We start from the raw sequence: 18,019 nt of genomic DNA on the forward strand, positions 1-18,019 counted from the left end.
CCTCCAGGATCACGGCTCCGGCAGCGACCTCGGGGCCGTGGTCACCGGCACACCCGTGCCCAGCGTCTCCTGGGAGGCCCGGGGCAATGAAACGGTCAAGCGTTTCCCATCCAGGTCAAGATTGGCGCACATAAGGGACGGCACGGACCCCGGTGGAATAGTCGCCTCGGGAAACGGGTTTATGCCGCACGTACCCCGTACGGGTGCCGCCGCCGACCTCTCCCGCCTCCGGAGGCCCCGCCATGTCCCTGCCGACGACCCACCAGCAGGCCGCGCCTCGCGGCATACGCGGTGTCGTCCCCGTCCTCGCCTTCGCCGGCATCACGGTCGCGGTGATGCAGACGCTGCTCGTCCCGGTCATTAAGGACCTGCCGACGCTGCTGAGCACCTCGCCCTCCAACGCCACCTGGGTCATGACCTCGACCCTGCTCGCCGGCGCCGTGGCCACCCCGATCATGGGGCGGCTCGGCGATCTGTTCGGCAAGCGCCGCATGCTCCTCGCGAGCCTCGCCATCATGGTGGTCGGCTCGCTGATCGCCGGTTTCACCAGCACGCTGCTCGTGATGATCGCCGGGCGCGCCCTGCAGGGCTTCGCCATGGGCGCGATCCCGCTCGGCATCGGCCTGATGCGCGACGAGCTGCCCCGCGAGAAGCTCGGCTCGGCCATGGCCCTGATGAGCTCCAGTATCGGCGTCGGCGGCGGCCTCGCCCTGCCGCTCGCCGCCCTGGTCGCCCAGCACGCCGACTGGCACGCCCTCTTCTTCGGCTCGGCGGGCCTGGGCGTGGTGGCCATCCTGCTCACCCTCCTGTTCGTCCCGGAGAGCACCGTCAAGGCCGAGGGCACCTTCGACGTGCTCGGCGCGCTCGGCCTCTCGGCCGGCCTGGTCCTGCTGCTGCTTCCGATCACCAAGGGCAGCGACTGGGGCTGGGGTTCGACCACCACGCTCAGCCTGTTCGGCGCGGCGGTGCTCGTCCTCCTGCTGTGGGGCGTGATGGAGCTGCGGGTCAAGGCGCCCCTGGTCAACCTGCGCACCACCGCCCGGCGCGAGGTCCTGCTCACCAACCTCGCCTCGACCATGGTCGGCGTGGCCTTCTACGCCATCTCGCTCGTCCTGCCGCAACTCCTCCAGCTCCCGAAGGCCACCGGGTACGGCCTCGGCCAGTCGATGGTCGTCGCAGGTCTGTGCGTCGCGCCGCTCGGCCTGACCATGATGCTGACGGCGCCCGTGTACGCCCGCCTCTCGGCCAAGTACGGGCCGAAGACCACCCTCATCCTCGGCATGCTGGTCATCGCGATCGGGTACGGGGCCGGGCTCGGCCTGATGGACGCGGCCTGGGAGACCATCGTCATCTCGGTGGTCGTCGGCGCGGGCATCGGCCTCGCCTACTCCTCGCTCCCCGCGCTCATCATCGGCGCGGTCGACCCGTCCGAGACGGGCGCGGCCAACGGTCTCAACACCCTGATGCGCTCGATCGGTACGTCGGTGTCCAGCGCCGTCATCGGCATGGTGCTCGCCAACACCGCACGGAAGATGGGGCCGGTCGAGGTGCCGACCATGCACGGCTTCCGCGTCTCGTTCCTGATCGCGACCGCCGCGGTCGCCGGTGGGCTGCTGCTCGCCGTGTTCCTGCCCAAGGGCCGTCCCGCCGCCAAGCCGCAGTTGCGGGCCAGCAGCGAGGAGGACGCCGCGCTGGAGCGGGCCACCGAGGCGCTGGCCGCCTTCCACGGCCGGGTCCTCGCCGCGTCCGGCGTGCCGGTGCCGCACGCCAAGGTCACTCTGATCGACCGCCACGGCCGCCAGGCGGGTTCCGCCCACACCGACGAGGCGGGCCGCTACGCGGTGCCGGTCCCGCGGGGCGGCGCGTACGTCCTGGCCGCGACGGCCGCGGGCCACGCGCCCCTTGCGTCCTCGGCCACCCACCACGGGGGCGAGGGGCGGGTCGCGGTGGACCTGGCCCTGCCCGTGCCGATCCAGTAGCCGGACCGGCCCGGGCGGTGTGCCGTGCGGCCGTCCCCACCCGCGAGTGGGGACGACGCGGTCACTTCCAGGTGTCGTCGAGGGTTTCCGACCCGGAGGCGGCACTGGTGTGCACGCGGTTGGCACCGGACTCCCAAGTGACGTTCCCCGAACCGTCCTTCACGATGTACTTGTACTCGAAGCGGGTGTTCGCCGGGGTGCCGACCGTGGCCGACCACACCGGATAGGACGCCGAGGACAGCGCGACGGCGGAGTTCGGATCCCAGTTCCCCAGGGCCGGGATCGAGCCGACCACGTACACGTTCTGGCCCCACACGGTGGTCTTGTTCTCGTGGAAGGTCTCGCTGACCGTGCCGGACGTCGTGGGCGTCGGGGTGGGCGAGCCCGTCGCGTACAGCGCCACCGCGTCACCCGCGTTGACGGTGACGGTGGCCTGTCCCGAGGAGTTGACCGTCACCGCGGGACCGGAGCAGGCCCCTCCCCCGCCGGCGGGCGGGGCGCCGTGGATGACGTCGCAGTACGTGCCGGCCGCGAGACCGGTCGTGAAGGTCTGGGTGACGGCGGCGCCGCTGTTGTTGAGGGTCACCCAGGCGGCGTTGCCGCGGCTGAACGCGATGGCGTTGGCGCCGTTGTCCCACCAGTTGGCGACGCTCTGCCCCTTGGCGGCGTTGTGCCAGCCGACCATGTTGGCGATGCCCTGGTCCCGGTCGGCGCAGGTCCAGGCGCCGGAGGAGCAGTCGGTGTCGGTGACGTGGCCGCCCGCGTCGGCGGGCGGGGAGTCGTCGTTGCCGTTGAAGCGGAAGCCCGCGTACACCTGCGGGGTGCCGTAGCCCCAGGCCAGTTCGAAGATGTGGGCCAGGGTGTACTTGGAGCCGTCCTTGTAGGTGAGCGTGCTGCCGTCGCGCTCCAGGTCGTGGTTGGTCACCATGACCGCGGACTTGTCGCTGGGCTCAAGGCCCCAACTCTGTCCGAACGTCCTCAGGTTGGCGATGTTGCCGTTGAACTGGTCCTTGAGCTTGTGGGCGTAGGTGAACTCGAGCACACCACCGTTGCCCTCGAACGCGCTGGGGGCGAGCTGTCCGCTGCCGCCCGGGATGACCTCCTGGTAGACGTAGGGCCGGCCGCCCCACCGGGTGTCGTTGACCTTCGCGAGGATGGCCGCCATGTCGGCCTGGGCGATGTGCTTGGCGGCGTCCACCCGGAAGCCGTCGACGCCGTACCCCTCCAGCTTGTTGAGGTATCCGGCGATCTTGGAGCGGACGTCGTCCTTCTCGGTGTACAGGTCGGACAGCGACACCAGCTGGCACTCCTGGACCTGCTGCACGCTGTTCCAGTCGTTGATGGTGTTCCCGGAGTTGGGGCAGTTGGCCGGGTAGTCGTGGAAGCTGGAGCGGTCGTAGCCGATGCTGCCGTAACTGTAGGCCGCCGGGTCGAAGCTCGCGCCGCCGTAGGAGTCGGTGCTCGTCTGGTTGGCTCCGGCGGTGTGGTTGATGACCGCGTCGGCGTAGACCTTGACGCCCGCGTTGTGGCAGGCCGTCACCATGGCGGCGAACTGCGCCTCCGTGCCCATCCGGCTGTTCAGGTCGTAGCCCACCGGCTGGTAGACGTCCCACCAGGGGTGGGGGCCGGCGCCGACCCGGATCGAGTCCTCGGGCGGGGCGACCTGTACGGCTCCGTACCCCTTGGGGCCGAGCACGGTGGCGCACTCCTGGCCCACCGATGTCCAGTTCCACTCGAAGAGGTTGGCGATCACGTCGCCGCCGTTGGCGGTGGCGGCCGCCTGCGCGGTGCCCTGGAGGGCGACGGGCAGTACGGCGCCCGCGAGCAGGGCGCCCACGGCGAGGAGACCGGCCGGGGCCCAGCGGCGGCGGATGCGGGGCAGGATGGTGGACGCTCTTGGGTCGGACGGCGCGGTCATGGCGGCTCCCTGGGCTGGTGGGGGCAGCGCTGATCCGCACCCTGGGGCGGCCCTGGGGAGGGTGGCCGCCGGGCGCGGTGGCGCTGCGGGGAGGTGCTCCGTGGCGTCGGCCGACACCACGGCGCGGCACAACCCGTCGACCACCCCCGGCACCACCCGTACCGGATCCGTCCCGAGACCCGGCGCATCGGTGTCCCGCGCCGAGCACCCGCGGAAAACAGCGGTGTTCGGCGCTCGGCCGGCCGGGGAGGCCGGGCTGGGCTGCGCGAGGACGACGATCCCGCCCTGGCCGATACCGCGTCAAGAGATTGGCGCAAAGTCCTTCTGAAAGTTGCAGCAAGTTCTTGAGGACGATCGGTCGCCGTGGCGGGACCAGGGCCGCGCGTACGCGGCGGAGCGCCGAAAACGCAGGGACCGGCGCGCCTCCGGGCGCCTAGGGTGTCGTGATGCCGCACGTGCGAGAGATGACCGAGGCCGATGTCGAGGCCGTGTCCGCCCTACGCGTCCGGGGCTGGCAGAGCGCCTACGCGGGCATCGTCCCGCAGCCGTACCTGGACGCCATGTCGATCGAGGACGACGCTCGCCGGCGCACGGCCCGGCTGTCGGATCCCCGCAGGCAGGGAGTGGATCTGGTGGTTGAGACCGACGCCACCGCCGTGGGGTGGGTGAGCTTCGGACCGTACCGCGGGGAAGCCCTGGAGCCGGGAACACACGTCGCCGAGGTGTTCGCCCTCTACGTCCACCCGGACCGGCTCGGCCGGGATGCCGGACGCGCCTTGCTGTGCGCCGCGCACCAGCGTGCCCGGGCCGAGGGGTTCGGCTCGATGGCGCTGTGGGTCCTCGGCGACAACGGTGCGGCACGCCGGTTCTACGAACGGGCCGGGTACACGGCCGACGGCGGCGAGCAGGCCGACGCCTACGGTGACGTGGTGCTCGCCGAGTTGCGCTACCGGCGTCCGCTGGAGCCACCCCCTTTGTCCGAGCCGGGCTCGGCGGCCTTGTACGGGGGGTGATCACAGGTTAGGGTCCGCTGGCACGTATCGGGGGATCATCGCAGGCGGGGGACATGGCAGAAGACTTGGACGCGCCCGCGGAGGGCGGCAGCCCGTGGCTGCAGGCCCTCACGGCGGTGGTGCTCGTGGCGGCGCTCTGCGCCGGGGTGTGGGCGTCCGGGGGGACCTCGCCCTCCAGCAGTGCCGCCAAGCCCGCCACGTGCTCCCACGGGAAACCGGAGAAGACGCCGGGGAAGAGCGGACAGGACCATGTCCCCGGGGCGCGCCTGTGCGAGGCGCTGAACCGTCCCGACCTCGCCCAACTCCTGGGCACGCCAGGGCAGATCGCGAAGAGCGCCAGCGGCGGCGACGGGTCGATGAACCTCCTGGGCAAGGACATCACCACTCCCTCGGCCCGGGTCGAGTTCGAGACCTACACCGTCACGCTGACGGCCACCTACGACCGTCTTCGGGTGTCCGGGTCGGCCGCGCTGCTGGGAGACGGCGCTCAGCAGCGGACGGTGCTGGGCCGCCCCGCGGTGTTCTACGCGGACCACACCATCAGCGTCCGCTTCCGGCTCGACGGCCACGACGCCGACACCGGTCCCGGCGTCCCGGCCCGCACCGTCAGCGTCGCCCAGGACGCGAAGGACAGCGGCGGATCGTTCGAGGTGACCCTGTGGCGCGCGGACGGTGTGGTGCCGGACGACGCGGTGCTGCTCCGGGTCACCGAGCAGGTGCTCCCCACGATCCCGGGGTGGACCGCCACCGCGTGACCCCCTCGGCGTCCCGGGCCCCGTGAAACCCCGGCCACGCGCCGAGTGTCGGACGGCCGGGCCGGTCGTTGGGCAGCGCATGTCCGTGACGCGTACCGCCGCCCTCGCCCTGGTCACCTTCGCCGCCTGCACGGGTCTCGCACTCGCCGGCGCCGCCTACGCCGGGCCCAACACACCGACCGCCGACGACGACTGCGCCGGGCTCGGCGTCCACGTGGGGCTGTGCGGCGTGCTGGCCGAGCATCACGTGCTCAGTGGCAACAGCCAGCAGATCGGCAGCCGTCCCGAGCCCTCCGCCCGCGGGCCCCACGGTGGGTAAGGTGCCTCTCATGCCCCACTCGTCGCCCCGCCCCGAGTCGTTCATCCCGTACACCGCCCCCGCGGCGCTCGAAGACCTCCGTACGCGGCTGCGCGCGACGCGCTGGCCGGACGAACCCGCGGACGCGGGCTGGGAGTTCGGGACCGGACTCGGGTATCTCCGTGAGCTCGTCGCCTACTGGGCCGACGAGTTCGACTGGCCGGCACAGGAGGCGGCGCTCGCCCGACTCCCCCACTTCCGCGTCCCCCTCGGCGGGCTCGGCATCCACTTCGTGCACGCGCGGGCCGTCGCGCCGAGGGGGCCCGTGCTGCCGCTGCTCCTCAGCCACGGCTGGCCGGACTCGTTCTGGCGCTACTCCAAAATCATCCCGATGCTCACCGATCCCGGTGCCCACGGCGCCGATCCGGCCGACGCCTTCGACGTGGTCGTACCCGACATGCCGGGCTACGGGTACTCCGACCGCCCCACCGGACCGCCGCTGGACTCGATCGCCGTCGCCGGTCTGTGGGCCGAGCTGATGAGCGTCCTGGGCTACGAGCGGTTCGGCGCGTCGGGCGGGGACGTGGGCAGCCACGTCAGCCGCTATCTAGCGCTCGACCACCCCGACCGGATCGTGGCGGTCCACCGCACCGACGCCGGCCTGCCCCTCTACTTCGGCGACCCGGCCGACCTGGCGCCCGAGGAGCGCGCGTGGATGGCGGAAGTCGCAGCCTGGGGCGGCACGGAAGGGGCGTACGCCGCCATGCACAGGACGAAGCCGCAGACGGCCGCCGCCGCGCTCAACGACTCACCGGCCGGGCTCGCCGCGTGGATCGTCGAGAAGCTCCGGTCGTGGAGCGACTGCGGCGGCGACATCGAGCGGAGCTTCACCAAGGACGAGATCCTCACGAACGTCACGCTCTACTGGCTCACCGAGACGATCGGCTCGTCGATGCGCATGTACCGGGCGAACTCCGAGATCCCGCCCGCCCAGCTCGCCCGCCGGGTCGAAGTGCCGTCCGGGTTCTCGCTCTTCAAGGGCGATGTCGTCCGCCCGCCGCGGGCCTGGCTCGAACGCACGGCGAACGTCGCCTACGTGACCGAACCGGCCCGCGGTGGCCACTTCGCGGCGTTCGAGGAACCCGAGTCCTACGCGGAAGAGCTGCGCGCCTTCTTCCGCCCCTACCGCTCGGGCCTGCCGGGAGCCGACTGAGCCACCAGGGCCGCGGGCCGGGGCGCACCCGGCCCGCAGGGACGAGGAAGCGGTGGCACCTCCCCCGCACACCACGAACGGCACCCCCGCACCCCGGACCCATCGGCTCCGTCCGCCCCGCACGAGCAGTTCGCGGCGCTGTGGTGCGCACGGCCGGGGCGGCGCGCCCCGGGCCCGACGTGCCTCGCCCCGCTTCCGTACGCCCCGCGCGAAGTGTTCCCGCCCCAGGCCGGAAGCGGTTGACTGATCGTGAACCCTGGCGCGCGAACCCGCCCGGCCTGTCCGGGGCGGGCTCGACCGCCACCACTGTCCCACTCCGCTCCCGCCCCTTCGGCCGCGGCGGAGACGAGGTGCGTCATGTCCCCGACGATCCCTTCCGCGTCCTCCCCGTCACCCGCCCACCCTTCCGACCCTGCGAGCGTCCCGGTGCGCCGGCCGACCCGGCAGGTCAGGGTCGGCGAGGTCCTGGTGGGCGGCGGCGCACCGATCAGCGTGCAGACGATGACCACCACCAACACCGCCGATGTGAACGGGACGTTGCAGCAGATCGCCGCCATCACGGCGGCAGGCTGCGACATCGTACGGGTGGCGGTGCCGTCCCAGGACGACGCCGACGCCCTGCCCGCCATCGTCGCGCGCTCGCGCATACCGGTGATCGCCGACATCCACTTCCAGCCCCGGTACGTGTTCGCCGCACTGGACGCGGGGTGTGCCGGGGTCCGGGTGAACCCCGGGAACATCCGGCGGTTCGACGACCGGGTGGGTGACATCGCGCGTGCCGCGGCTGCGGCCGGGGTGCCGATCCGGATCGGCGTCAACGCCGGGAGCCTGGACGCCAGGATGCTCGCCCAGCACGGCGGCGCCACCGCCGAGGCGCTGGTGGAGTCCGCCCTGTGGGAGTGCTCGCTGTTCGAGGAGCACGGCTTCCGGGATCTCAAGATCGCGGTCAAGCACCACGACCCGCTGGTGGTGGTCGCCGCCAACCGGCTGCTCGCCGCACGCTGCGACTACCCCCTCCACCTCGGCGTCACCGAGGCGGGCCCGGCGCTCCAGGGGTCGATCAAGTCCGCCGTCGCCTTCGCGATCCTCCTCGACGAGGGGATCGGGGACACCATCCGCGTGTCCATCAGCGAGGACCCGGTGGAACAGGTGAAGGCGGGCAGCCACATCCTGGCCTGCCTCGGCCTGCGCCCGCGCAGCCTGGAGATCGTGTCCTGCCCCGGGTGCGGACGGCTCCAGGTCGATCTGCACACGCTCGCGCGGCGGGTGGCGGCGGCCTTCGAGGGCTTCCCGCACCCGCTGCGCGTCGCCGTCATGGGCTGTGTCGTCAACGGGCCCGGGGAGTCCCGGGAGGCCGACATCGGGGTCTCGTGCGGCAACGGGAAGGGACAGATCTTCGTCCGCGGTCAAGTCGTGCGCACCGTAACGGAGTCGAGGATCGTCGACGCGCTCCTGGACGAGGCCGCGCACCTCGCCGAGTCGGCCTCCGCGCCTCCCGGCGTCAGCGGGTGACGGGATCGCTCGCGGAAAGGCACGGTACGCGCGCGATCCAAGCTGCCGGACATGCGGCCGGCCCGGGTTGCACACCCGGGCCGGCGCCTGCCGCCCGCCTGCTCGGCGGCGGTGGTCACATCAGGCTGATCAGCTCCCCGGCGTGGCCGGTGCGAATCCGAGGGCATGGCGGACCGTTTCCGGGCCGCGCACCCTCGTACCGAACACCACCAGCTCGCACGCTCTCGCGGCACGGCAGTCGACCGTGTGGCCGTCGATCGCGGTGAACGTCGCCGACAGGGTGACCGTCTCGTCGACCCGCCCGCTGTCGCTGGTGGCCGGCGGCCTGGAGCGGGGGCGGCAGCCGAACGTGTCGGTGGAACCGGTGGCGCACTCCATGATCAGCACGTGGTACTGCGGTTCGTAGCCCTTGCCGGTCGCCCGCACCGCCTGGCCGTCCACGAGTCCCTGGTCCGGGTCCACGTGCAGGGTGGGCGGGGCCTCCGTGCGCCCGTGCGGGTCGAAGCGCAGCGGGACGGTGGCGAGCAGGGCCCCGCTGTTGTCGGTGAGCGCGAGCGAGCACGGATCGCTGGGCGACACCGTGCGGCAGTCGAACGTGCCCGCCGTCGTGCTCAGTTGGGCGTAGAGCTTCTTCGGCGACAGTTGGTAGGTGCCGTCCGGGTACACCCGGAACTGGCGTCCCGTGGCGTCGTCACAGGTGGTCGTGGACGCCGAGGGGCCGCACTCCTTGACCCAGACGTAGGCCTTGGGCGGGCCCCCCGCGATGGTGAACTTGACGATGTCGCCGTCCCGGAGACCGGTGGTGCGGTCCACGTTCAACTGCGGGCCGGCGGCGACGGCCGGCGCGGCCGCCGCCGGTGCCGCTCCGGCGGCCGTCAGCTGCCACGGGCCCCAGCCGCCCCCGGGAAGGGACTGGTAGATCTCCCAGGTCCGGTTCCGGTTCCACTCACGGGCCGTCAGGTGGAGCCTGCCGTCGGGGAGTTGCTCCACCGTGCTCGGCTGGCTCAGCCCCACGTTGGGATCGGGGACCTGGCCCGTGCTCTGCACCGGGCCCCAGCCGGATGCCGCGTCCTGCTGGTGGCGCACTTCCATGGTGTTGCCGGTGCTCTGCCCGGAGGCGAAGGCGTCGATGCTGCCGTCACGCTCTTTGAACAGCACGACTCCGCCGTGGTACGGGGTCGGGGCGAGTCCGAACGCGTCCGGAGAACTCCAGCCGCCCGCGGCGTCGCTCTCCACTGCGTGGCAGAACGTGCCGTACGTGGAGAACAGCAGTTCCAGGTCGCCCGCCGAGTTCTCCATCGCGGTGATGTAGTAGCTCTTCGGGCCGACGGTCGCCGCGCTCACCCGCTGCCAGGCCCCGTAGGCGCCGCCCGGCGCGTCCTGTTCGCGGTGCCAGACGAAGGGCAGGCCCCTGGTCGCCGTGGTGTCGTAGAAAAGCTGGAACTGCGCGATCCGGCCGTCCGCGCGGTCCACGGACACCAGGCTGCCGGAGACCGGCGAACTCGCCAGCCCCTGGGCGCCCGTATCCGTACCGCACGCGGCCGTGGTCGCGGCGGGTGTCGCCTGTGCCGCCGCGGGCACCCCCGCCACTCCGGCGCAGGCGATCGCCACCGCGACCACGCCCCGCAGCAGCGCGCCCGCCCCGCCGTTCCGCACGCCTCTTCGTCGTAACCTCATCCGCTCCCCGCCCTCTCGATCGCCCCACCGGGCCGGGGAGCATCCTCGCGGCGCGCGGGTTCCACGGCCAGTTCGCAATCGGCCAGCGTGACCCGCGAGAACCAGCCGTAGCACGGAGATCGGACGACGGGGCCGACTCCGAGGCACCGCCCAGGACCGACTTACAGGCCCCACAGTTCGTGTTGGAGAATACGCGAAGGTGTCTTCCGGTATCACTTGACGTGTGTTGCCCGGGAGCGCGAATCTGGGGATGGCGGAACTGCTCTGGCACGCAGGGGAGATGGCCATGCCGCACTGTGAACCGTCCGAGTCCGGACAGGTCGGCACGTGCATCAAACTGGCGGACACGCCGGGCACCCATCGGCTGTCCGGACTGACCGTCTTCAGCCGCCCCGAGGGCGACCGGACCGTCGTCAGCGTGTGCGGCGATCTCGACCTCACCGCGGACCACGCGCTGCGCCGCGCCCTCCGCCCCGGCCCCGCCGGCTCGGACGGCCGGCTCCGGCTCGACGTCAGCGGCGTCGAGTTCTGCGGCTGCTCCGCCGTCAACATCCTGCTGCACATCGGGGAGCAGGCCCTGGCCCAGGCCACCCTCGCCCCGGACCACGGCGACACCGCACCCCCGGCCACGGACCCGGACCCCGACGCGGACCTGCGCCTCGAACTCGGGCAGCTGCGCCAGGCCATGCTGAGCCGGGGCACCATCGACCTGGCCCGGGGCATCCTCATGGCCGCCTTCGCCCTCACCCCGGACGACGCCTGGAGGGTGCTGGTCGCCACCTCGCAGCACACCAACACCAAACTCCGGCGCCTCGCCGAGCAGGTGGTGGACTCCACGACGGGCACGCCCCTGCCCGAATCCGTACGCGAACACCTCGCCGCCGCCGTCACCGAGACCGCCGCCGCGTCCGGGGCGGCGAAAACCGGCGCCACGAGCGACTAGGCCGGACCCGTCACGAGCCGGGGCCGCTCGAAGGGGGCGGACGGCGCGGCGTACGTCAGCGCACGCACCGTCTCGAAGAGGTGGGTGACCTCCTGCTCCGTCAGCCCGGTGGCGACGGCCTCCCGCATCCAGTCGGCGAGCCGGGCCCTCAGCGGTGACTCGGGCTCGTCCTGCGCGGGCGCGAGGGAACGGGTGATGAAGGTGCCCGCCCCCTGGCGCACCTCGACCAGGCCCGCCCGCTCCAGCTCCCGGTAGGCCTTGAGGGTGGTGTTGGGGTTGACCTTCGTGTCGGCAGCGACCTGGGCCGCGGTGGGCAGCCGGTCCCCCTCGCTCAGCGCCCCCATACGCAGCGCCTGCTCCACCTGGTGCACGATCTGGAGGTACGCGGGCACACCGCCGCGTCGTTCGATACGGAACACCACCATCACACCCGCCCCCTTCCCGCCCTTGTCCGGGCACCCGGTCGCGCACACACCGCGCCCGGCCCGTTTCCCGCGTCCTGGATCATACGGAGCGCCGCACCGGCTAGAAGGCCTGGCGCCGGGTGCGCCAGACGACGAGGGCCACCAGGAGGGCGGTCGCGCCGAGCAGGAGGCTCGCCGCGGTCCACTGCAGAGTGGGCATCTGGTCGTAACCGAAGTAGTCCCACACCGAGTTGACGATCCCGAGCCTGGCGCGGCAGGCGTCGGGCGCGGCGTCGCTCACACACGTACCCCACCCGTACACCTTGCCGGTCGCGGTGCCGACCCACTGGTCGACCTCGACCGCGCCGCTGAGCACCGCGGGATGGGCGCCGTCGAACGGGAAGGCGACCCTGCGCGGGGTGGCGAGCCGGTTCCTGAAGTGGTCGGCCACCAGCAGGAAGGCCGCCGAGGAGAAGAACGTGAGGGTCATCGCGGACACGGCGCGTCGCACGAACGCGCCGATCGCGATGCCGAGGGAGGTGGTGAACAGCGCCAGCGCGATCAGCACCGGCAGGGTGTTGTCGAAGACCGCGCCGTTCAGCCAGTCGCTGGACACCACGGGGCGTACGCCGCGCCACCACCAGCCGAACACCGCTCCCAGGACCGCGGTGGTCACCACGGCCAGCCCTAGCGCGAAGCCCAGCTTCCAGAGCAGCCAGCGCATGCGGGACACCGACTGGGTGGAGACGAGCCGCAGCGTGCCCTGCTCGTGGTCGGAGGAGATGAGCGGGGCTCCGACGAACACACCGAACAGCACAGGCAGAAAGCCGAGGTACCGGGCGGCGCCGTGGAAGGAGTTGTCGAGGCGCTGGAGCATGTCGCCGTCGAGGGCGCTCGCGGGGTTCCCGGGCCAGCCCGCGGCGTGCAGGCTGTCCAGCATGGTGCCGCGCTCATGGATCATCCAGGCCGCGCCGATGACGGTCACTGCGGCGCAGGCGATGAGAGCGGCCCGGTGCTGACGCACCATCAGCCACGCCAGCCCGCGCAGCCGTCGACGGGTGGCGGACGAGGGTTGCTGCGGTACGCGGGTCAGGGTGCTCATGCCACGCGCTCCTCTCGGGTGTCGGGGACGGCGGTCGGGGAGAGCAGCGCGGGCGCCTCCGGGTGGCGGAGGTACCCGAGCAGCACCTCCTCCAGGCTGGGTTCGGCGAGCTGCCACGCGGGGTCGAGCGGCACCTCGTGCCGCACGAGGGCGGTGAACTGCCGTCCCGCGGTGCGGACATCGATCACAGTGTGGGACGCGAGGGCGTCGGGCAACGCGCCGTCCGTGGTGAGACCGGTGACCACGGTGTGCAGCGGCACCAGCTCGTCGGCGTCACCGGCCATGCGGATGCGTCCCTCCGCCACTACCAGGAGGTAGTCACACATGTGCTCCAGCTCGGAGAGCATGTGGGACGACATCAATACGGTGGTGCCGCGTTCGGCCACCTCCGACATGAGCAGCGAACCGATCTCGTCGCGGGCGAGCGGGTCCAGGTCGGACATCGGCTCGTCCAGGAGCAGGAGGTCGGGCCGCTTGCCGAAGGCCAGCGCGAACGCCACCCGGGTGCGCTGGCCGCCCGACAGGCTGCCGATCCTGGCCGACAGGGACAGCCGCCCCTCCCGTACGATCCGTTCGGCCGCCGCCTGGTCCCAGCCGGGGTTGAGTTCCTGCCCCATGCGCAGGCACTCGGCCACGGTGAACCTCTTGAACAGCGGCTTGTCCTGGCCGAGGTAGGCGAACCGGGGCATCGCGGAGGGGTCGCCGACCGGTCGCCCGAAGATCCGCAGCTCACCCCGCGTCGGCTCGACGAGCCGCGCCGCCATCCCCAACAGGGTGCTCTTTCCAGCCCCGTTGGGCCCGACCAGGCCGCAGACCCGGCCCGCCGGAATCCGGAAGGACTCCTCCAGCAGCGCCCACGCCCGGCCGTACTTCTTGCCGAGCCCGTACGCCTCCAGGGCCCACCTACCGCCGTTCCCACCAGAAGTGGCCGTGCCGTTCATACATCCCCTCCCGCCCGATTCCACTAGTCAACTAGTGGAATCATGGTCTTCCTGGCGGGAGCCTGTCAATTTCCCCCGACCGCATTCCTCCTTCTCTTGGCATGCCCCGGTCAGACCTGCGAAGCTTCCCCCCAACTGCCGCCCCGCTCCCAGGAGGACAGCGGCAGACGTCTCACCGCAGTGATCGTGTACGTGCCGCACACAGTCCGCGGCCGCCCTCCGGCGCACCCCAGCCGGGCCGGACGGCCACCGAGCAGGCCGCGATCCCGGCCGCTTCAAAGGAGTTCCGTGTGAGATCCACCCCCCACAAGTCCCTCGCGGTGGCCGCGTGTGCCGCCGCCGCGCTGACCGCCCTCTCCCTCCCCACCACCCCGGCGTCGGCCGCGCCCCTCGGCGCCGCCGCCTGCACCCCGACCCAGGTGATCGCCAACGGCGGGTTCGAGAACGGCACTTCACCCTGGAGCCAGTCGTCGACCAGCGTGATCACCAACCGCGCCGGTGAGAGCGCCCACGGCGGCACCCACTTCGCCTGGCTGAACGGTGTGGGCAGCACCCACACCGACACGCTCTCCCAGAGCGTCACCATCCCCTCCGGATGCAGCACCGCCACCCTCACATTCTGGCTGCACATCGACACCGACGAGACGACCACCACGACCGCGTACGACAAGCTGACGGCGAAGATCGGCAGCACGACACTGGCCACGTACTCGAACCTCGACAAGAACACCGGGTACGTACAGAAGTCGTTCGACGTCTCGGGCTTCGCGGGGCAGACCGTCACCGTGGCCTTCACCGGCAAGGAGGACTCCAGCCTCCAGACGAGCTTCGTCGTCGACGACATCGCGCTGGCCACCTCCGACGGCTCCACCCCGCCCGCCGACTCCACCCGCACTCCGTCCGCGCCGACGTACACCGTCGACCTGGCCAGCGACACGAGCGGCACCAGCTGGAGCGGACACGAGAGCACGACCTTCACCAACGCCTCGTCCACCGCGCTGAGCGAGGTGTATCTGAGGCTGTGGGACAACGCCCACGGCAGCTGCTCGGCCATGCCGATCACGGTCAGCAACGTCACCGGCGGCACTGCCGGAGACCTGTCCGTCGACTGCACCGCCCTCAGGATCGACCTGCCCACCCCGCTGGCCCAGGGGCAGAGCGCGACCATCGGCTTCGACCTCGGCATCACGGTGCCCAGCGGAGCCGACCGATTCGGCTACGACGGCGCCTTCAGCAACATCGGCAACGCCCTGCCGGTCCTGGCCATTCGCGACGCCGCGGGCTGGCACCTGGATCCCTACACCAACAACGGCGAGTCCTTCTACTCACTGGCCGCCGACTTCAAGGTGACCCTCGACCACCCCACCGGCCTGCTGGTCCCGGCCACCGGCACCTCGGTCGACACCCCCGGCTCCAGCGGACGCACCCTCACCACCGCCACCGCCTCGAAGGTCCGCGACTTCGCCTGGGCGGCCGGCCCCTTCAACAAGATCTCCGGCACCTCGGCCGCCGGCACCGCGGTCAACATCTACTCCGTCTCGGACATCAGCTCCGCCGACGCCCAGTCGATGCTGGCCACCGCCAAGTCCGCCGTGGACACGCACGCGGCTCGCTTCGGCGCCTACCCGTACGGCGAGCTGGACGCGGTGATCGACAACAACTACTGGTTCGGCGGCATGGAGTACCCGGGATTCGTCCTCGACCTGGTCTCCACCACCGCGCTCACCCACGAGATCGGGCACCAGTGGTGGTACGGCATCGTGGGCGACGACGAGTACAACAGCCCCTGGCTGGACGAGGCGTTCACCGACTACGCCACCGACCTGGCGCAGAACAAGACCGGCACGGGCTGCTGGAACAGCGTCTCGTGGGCCTCGTCGGCCGAGAAGATCACCAACTCGATGGCCTACTGGGACGCGCACTCCTCCCGGTACTCGACCGTCGTCTACGGCTACGGCAAGTGCGCCCTGCACGACCTGCGTCGCGTGCTCGGTGACAGCGTCATGGCCAAGCTGCTCAAGGACTACGCCGCGTCGCACTGGTACGGCGTGTCGACCACGGCCGAGTTCAAGGCCGCCGCCCAGGCGGTCACCAGCACGGACCTGACCTCCCTCTGGACCCAGCACCGCATCGACGGCTGACATCGTCGCGCGCCGCCGCGGAGGGCCCCACCCGTCCTCCGCGGCGGACCACAGACAGCGCCGACCGGCAGGGGGGCGGTCGCCGCTCCCCCGCGGCTCAGCCGCGCGTCCCCAGGCGTTCGGCGAGGAAGGCCAGGATCTCGTCCCTGGCCCGCACGGTGGGGTGCCCCTCCTCGTCGACGAGGTGCGCGGTGACCACGCTGTGGGGGGTCTCGACCACGTCGCGGAAGAACGGGGGCGGGCTCGTGTTCGCGGCGCCGTCGGGCAGCACACGGCCGTCGAAGGCGTCGCCGAGCAGGTCCCGGTAGGCGGCGAAGCGCTGCCCGGTGCACCAGCGGTCGCCCTCGAAGCGGTAGGCGAGGACCTTCAGGCCGTCACGCGTGACGCGGGCCCGGACCGCGCGCGCGTCCTCGTCGTCCAGTTCGAGGCCCGCCGGGTCGTCGAGGGGCAGCGAGGGGTGGCCGAGCACCGGTGCCACGACGGCGGGCTCCAGCGTCATGGTGAGGGCGAAGTTGCCGGTGAAGCACAGTCCGATCGCGCCGACGCCCACACCTCCGCAGGCGGCATGCGCCTGACGGGCGAGCCCCCGCAGCCAGGCCGTCACCGGACTCGTGCCACCCCCGGCGAACGCACGGAACTCGGCACTCACACACGCGCGGCGGACGATCGTCTGCCCTCCCTCGGCCGTGGGCCAGGCGCCGTCCACCCCGAACAGCGAGGGGACGTGCACGGTGAATCCCGCATCGCGCACCCAGCGGGCCAGACGGAGGACGTCGGGGCTGATGCCGGGCATCTCCGGCATCAGCACCACCGCCGGCCCGCGACCGGAGACGTACACCGTCTTCACCACCCCGTCCACGTCGACGCGTTGGCGGGAGAAGTCGGGGATGGGGTCGTCGAGACATCCGTTGTCAGCACTCATGACGGCAGCGTGGCCCCACGCACCCCACCGCGCGATGGGCGAGATCGCCAGAGACAGGGGTAATCTCGCCGGCGGCCCGGCGGCGAGGGGGAGAGCGTGACCGCACTGCGCGTGGGGGTGCTGGCCTATCCGGGCTGCTTCGCCTCCGAAGTCTTCGGCGTGCCCGACCTGTTGACGATGGCAGCGCGGGTCGCGGGCCCGGACCGGGCGGGATACGAGGTCTCCGTGGTCTCGCCCCGCCGTCGCGTGACCGCGTCGGGCGGCGTGGAGCTGGCCGTCTCGCCGCCGCGCGAGGTCGACGTGCTCGTCGTCCCCGGGTTCGAGCTCACCCCGGGGTCCGAGCCCGGGCCGGGTTGGGGTGTGGACGAAAGGCTCGCCCGCCTCGGCCCCGAGGTCGAGGTGATCCGCTCCCACGCGGCCTCGGGCCGGGTCGTGGTGTCGATCTGTGTCGGCGCGTTCCTGCTCGCCGAGGCCGGGCTGCTCGACTCCCGCCGCGCGACGACCGCCTGGATCCTGGCGGACGAACTGGCGCGGCGCTGCCCGGCCGCCGAGATCCGGCCGGAGCACCTCGTCGTCACCGACAGGGGCGTGACGACGACGGCCGCCTTCAGCGCCATGTACGACTTCGCCCTCGGCCTGATCCGCGAGCACAGCGGCGCCCGCGTGGCACGGACCACCGCGCGGGTGGCGCTCCTCGACGACGCCCGGTCCTCCCAGACCCCCTATGTCGACCTCCGCCTCCTGCCCCGGCCGGGGGACGAGTTCTCCCGCCGGGTCATGCGGTGGCTCGACCAGAACCTCGCCGCCCCCTACGATCTCGCCGCGCTGTCCGGAACCTTCCACGTCAGCACGCGGACCCTGCTGCGGCGCTTCGCGGGCGAGACCGGCCACAGCCCGCTGGAGTACCTCCAGACGGCACGCGTGCGCCGTGCCCGCCACCTCCTGGAGACCACGGACCGCACCGTCGCCGCGATCTCCGCGGCGGTCGGGTACCGCGACCCCGGAACCTTCGCCGCGCTCTTCGCCCGGCACACCGGACGGCGCCCGCGGGACTACCGCGCCGCCTTCCGGCGAGACGCCGGATGAGGCAGGAGTGTGGTGATCCACACACGACCCCGCCCGCCGTCGGTGGAACCACCCGGCGCAGTGCGCGCGGGGGCGTATTCCCGGAGGCGGTCACAGGGCCGGGCGCGAACGAATA

General features: G+C 72.0%; 15 protein-coding genes. 9 read left to right on the top strand and 6 right to left on the bottom strand.

Annotated elements, in window-relative coordinates; genetic code table 11:
• Positions 1–242 precede the first annotated feature (242 nt).
• Positions 243–1,979: an MFS transporter gene (locus DT019_RS00235; RefSeq protein ID WP_114034491.1), complete on the top strand. Its 1,737-nt coding sequence runs from the start codon at positions 243–245 to the stop codon at positions 1,977–1,979.
• A 61-nt stretch (positions 1,980–2,040) separates the two neighbouring features.
• On the opposite strand, the gene DT019_RS00240 is transcribed toward DT019_RS00235, so the two are convergent.
• Positions 2,041–3,897, bottom strand: a complete 1,857-nt coding sequence (locus DT019_RS00240) for a carbohydrate-binding module family 20 domain-containing protein (protein ID WP_114034492.1) — start codon at positions 3,895–3,897, stop codon at positions 2,041–2,043.
• Between the two features lie 446 nt (positions 3,898–4,343).
• On the opposite strand from DT019_RS00240, the gene DT019_RS00245 reads away from it, so the two are divergent.
• The 5 genes from DT019_RS00245 (at position 4,344) to ispG (ending at position 8,688) form a co-directional block, all read left to right on the top strand.
• Positions 4,344–4,910, top strand: coding sequence for a GNAT family N-acetyltransferase (locus tag DT019_RS00245; RefSeq protein ID WP_114034493.1), 567 nt, complete (start codon positions 4,344–4,346; stop codon positions 4,908–4,910).
• A gap of 53 nt (positions 4,911–4,963) precedes the next feature.
• On the top strand, positions 4,964–5,665 hold the full coding sequence (locus DT019_RS00250) for a DUF6215 domain-containing protein (RefSeq protein ID WP_114034494.1): 702 nt from the start codon (positions 4,964–4,966) through the stop codon (positions 5,663–5,665).
• A 79-nt stretch (positions 5,666–5,744) separates the two neighbouring features.
• A complete protein-coding gene (locus tag DT019_RS00255; protein WP_114034495.1) occupies positions 5,745–5,984 on the top strand; it encodes a hypothetical protein in 240 nt (79 codons plus the stop codon).
• A gap of 10 nt (positions 5,985–5,994) precedes the next feature.
• Positions 5,995–7,176 carry an epoxide hydrolase family protein gene (locus DT019_RS00260; RefSeq protein WP_114034496.1) on the top strand — a complete coding sequence of 394 codons (1,182 nt, stop codon included), beginning with the start codon at positions 5,995–5,997 and terminating at the stop codon, positions 7,174–7,176.
• Positions 7,177–7,533: 357 nt separating this feature from the next.
• Entirely contained in the window at positions 7,534–8,688 is a 1,155-nt protein-coding gene (gene ispG, locus DT019_RS00265; protein WP_114034497.1) for a flavodoxin-dependent (E)-4-hydroxy-3-methylbut-2-enyl-diphosphate synthase, read from the top strand.
• Between the two features lie 129 nt (positions 8,689–8,817).
• On the opposite strand, the gene DT019_RS00270 is transcribed toward ispG, so the two are convergent.
• Positions 8,818–10,344 carry a neocarzinostatin apoprotein domain-containing protein gene (locus DT019_RS00270; protein ID WP_189388981.1) on the bottom strand — a complete coding sequence of 509 codons (1,527 nt, stop codon included), beginning with the start codon at positions 10,342–10,344 and terminating at the stop codon, positions 8,818–8,820.
• Positions 10,345–10,651: 307 nt separating this feature from the next.
• Here DT019_RS00270 and DT019_RS00275 point away from each other — a divergent pair, with 307 nt between their 5' ends.
• Complete coding sequence (locus DT019_RS00275) at positions 10,652–11,308, top strand: ANTAR domain-containing protein (RefSeq protein WP_114035241.1); 657 nt, start codon at positions 10,652–10,654, stop codon at positions 11,306–11,308.
• Here the strand turns inward: DT019_RS00275 and DT019_RS00280 are convergent.
• From DT019_RS00280 to DT019_RS00290, 3 genes are all read right to left on the bottom strand, one after another.
• Positions 11,305–11,733, bottom strand: a complete 429-nt coding sequence (locus DT019_RS00280) for a GntR family transcriptional regulator (protein ID WP_114034498.1) — start codon at positions 11,731–11,733, stop codon at positions 11,305–11,307. The genes DT019_RS00275 and DT019_RS00280 overlap by 4 nt on opposite strands.
• Positions 11,734–11,833: 100 nt before the next feature.
• Entirely contained in the window at positions 11,834–12,814 is a 981-nt protein-coding gene (locus DT019_RS00285) for an ABC transporter permease (protein WP_114034499.1), read from the bottom strand.
• Complete coding sequence (locus tag DT019_RS00290) at positions 12,811–13,755, bottom strand: ABC transporter ATP-binding protein (RefSeq protein ID WP_114034500.1); 945 nt, start codon at positions 13,753–13,755, stop codon at positions 12,811–12,813. The genes DT019_RS00285 and DT019_RS00290 overlap by 4 nt, the downstream gene beginning before the upstream one ends.
• 290 nt (positions 13,756–14,045) lie before the next feature.
• On the opposite strand from DT019_RS00290, the gene DT019_RS00295 reads away from it, so the two are divergent.
• Positions 14,046–15,896, top strand: coding sequence for a M1 family aminopeptidase (locus DT019_RS00295; RefSeq protein ID WP_114034501.1), 1,851 nt, complete (start codon positions 14,046–14,048; stop codon positions 15,894–15,896).
• A gap of 97 nt (positions 15,897–15,993) precedes the next feature.
• On the opposite strand, the gene DT019_RS00300 is transcribed toward DT019_RS00295, so the two are convergent.
• A complete protein-coding gene (locus DT019_RS00300) occupies positions 15,994–16,818 on the bottom strand; it encodes a dienelactone hydrolase family protein (protein WP_114034502.1) in 825 nt (274 codons plus the stop codon).
• A gap of 96 nt (positions 16,819–16,914) precedes the next feature.
• On the opposite strand from DT019_RS00300, the gene DT019_RS00305 reads away from it, so the two are divergent.
• Entirely contained in the window at positions 16,915–17,904 is a 990-nt protein-coding gene (locus DT019_RS00305; protein ID WP_114034503.1) for a GlxA family transcriptional regulator, read from the top strand.
• The last annotated feature ends 115 nt before the right edge of the window (positions 17,905–18,019 follow it).

This window comes from Streptomyces sp. SDr-06 (assembly GCF_003324565.1).
Taxonomy (GTDB): domain Bacteria; phylum Actinomycetota; class Actinomycetes; order Streptomycetales; family Streptomycetaceae; genus Streptomyces.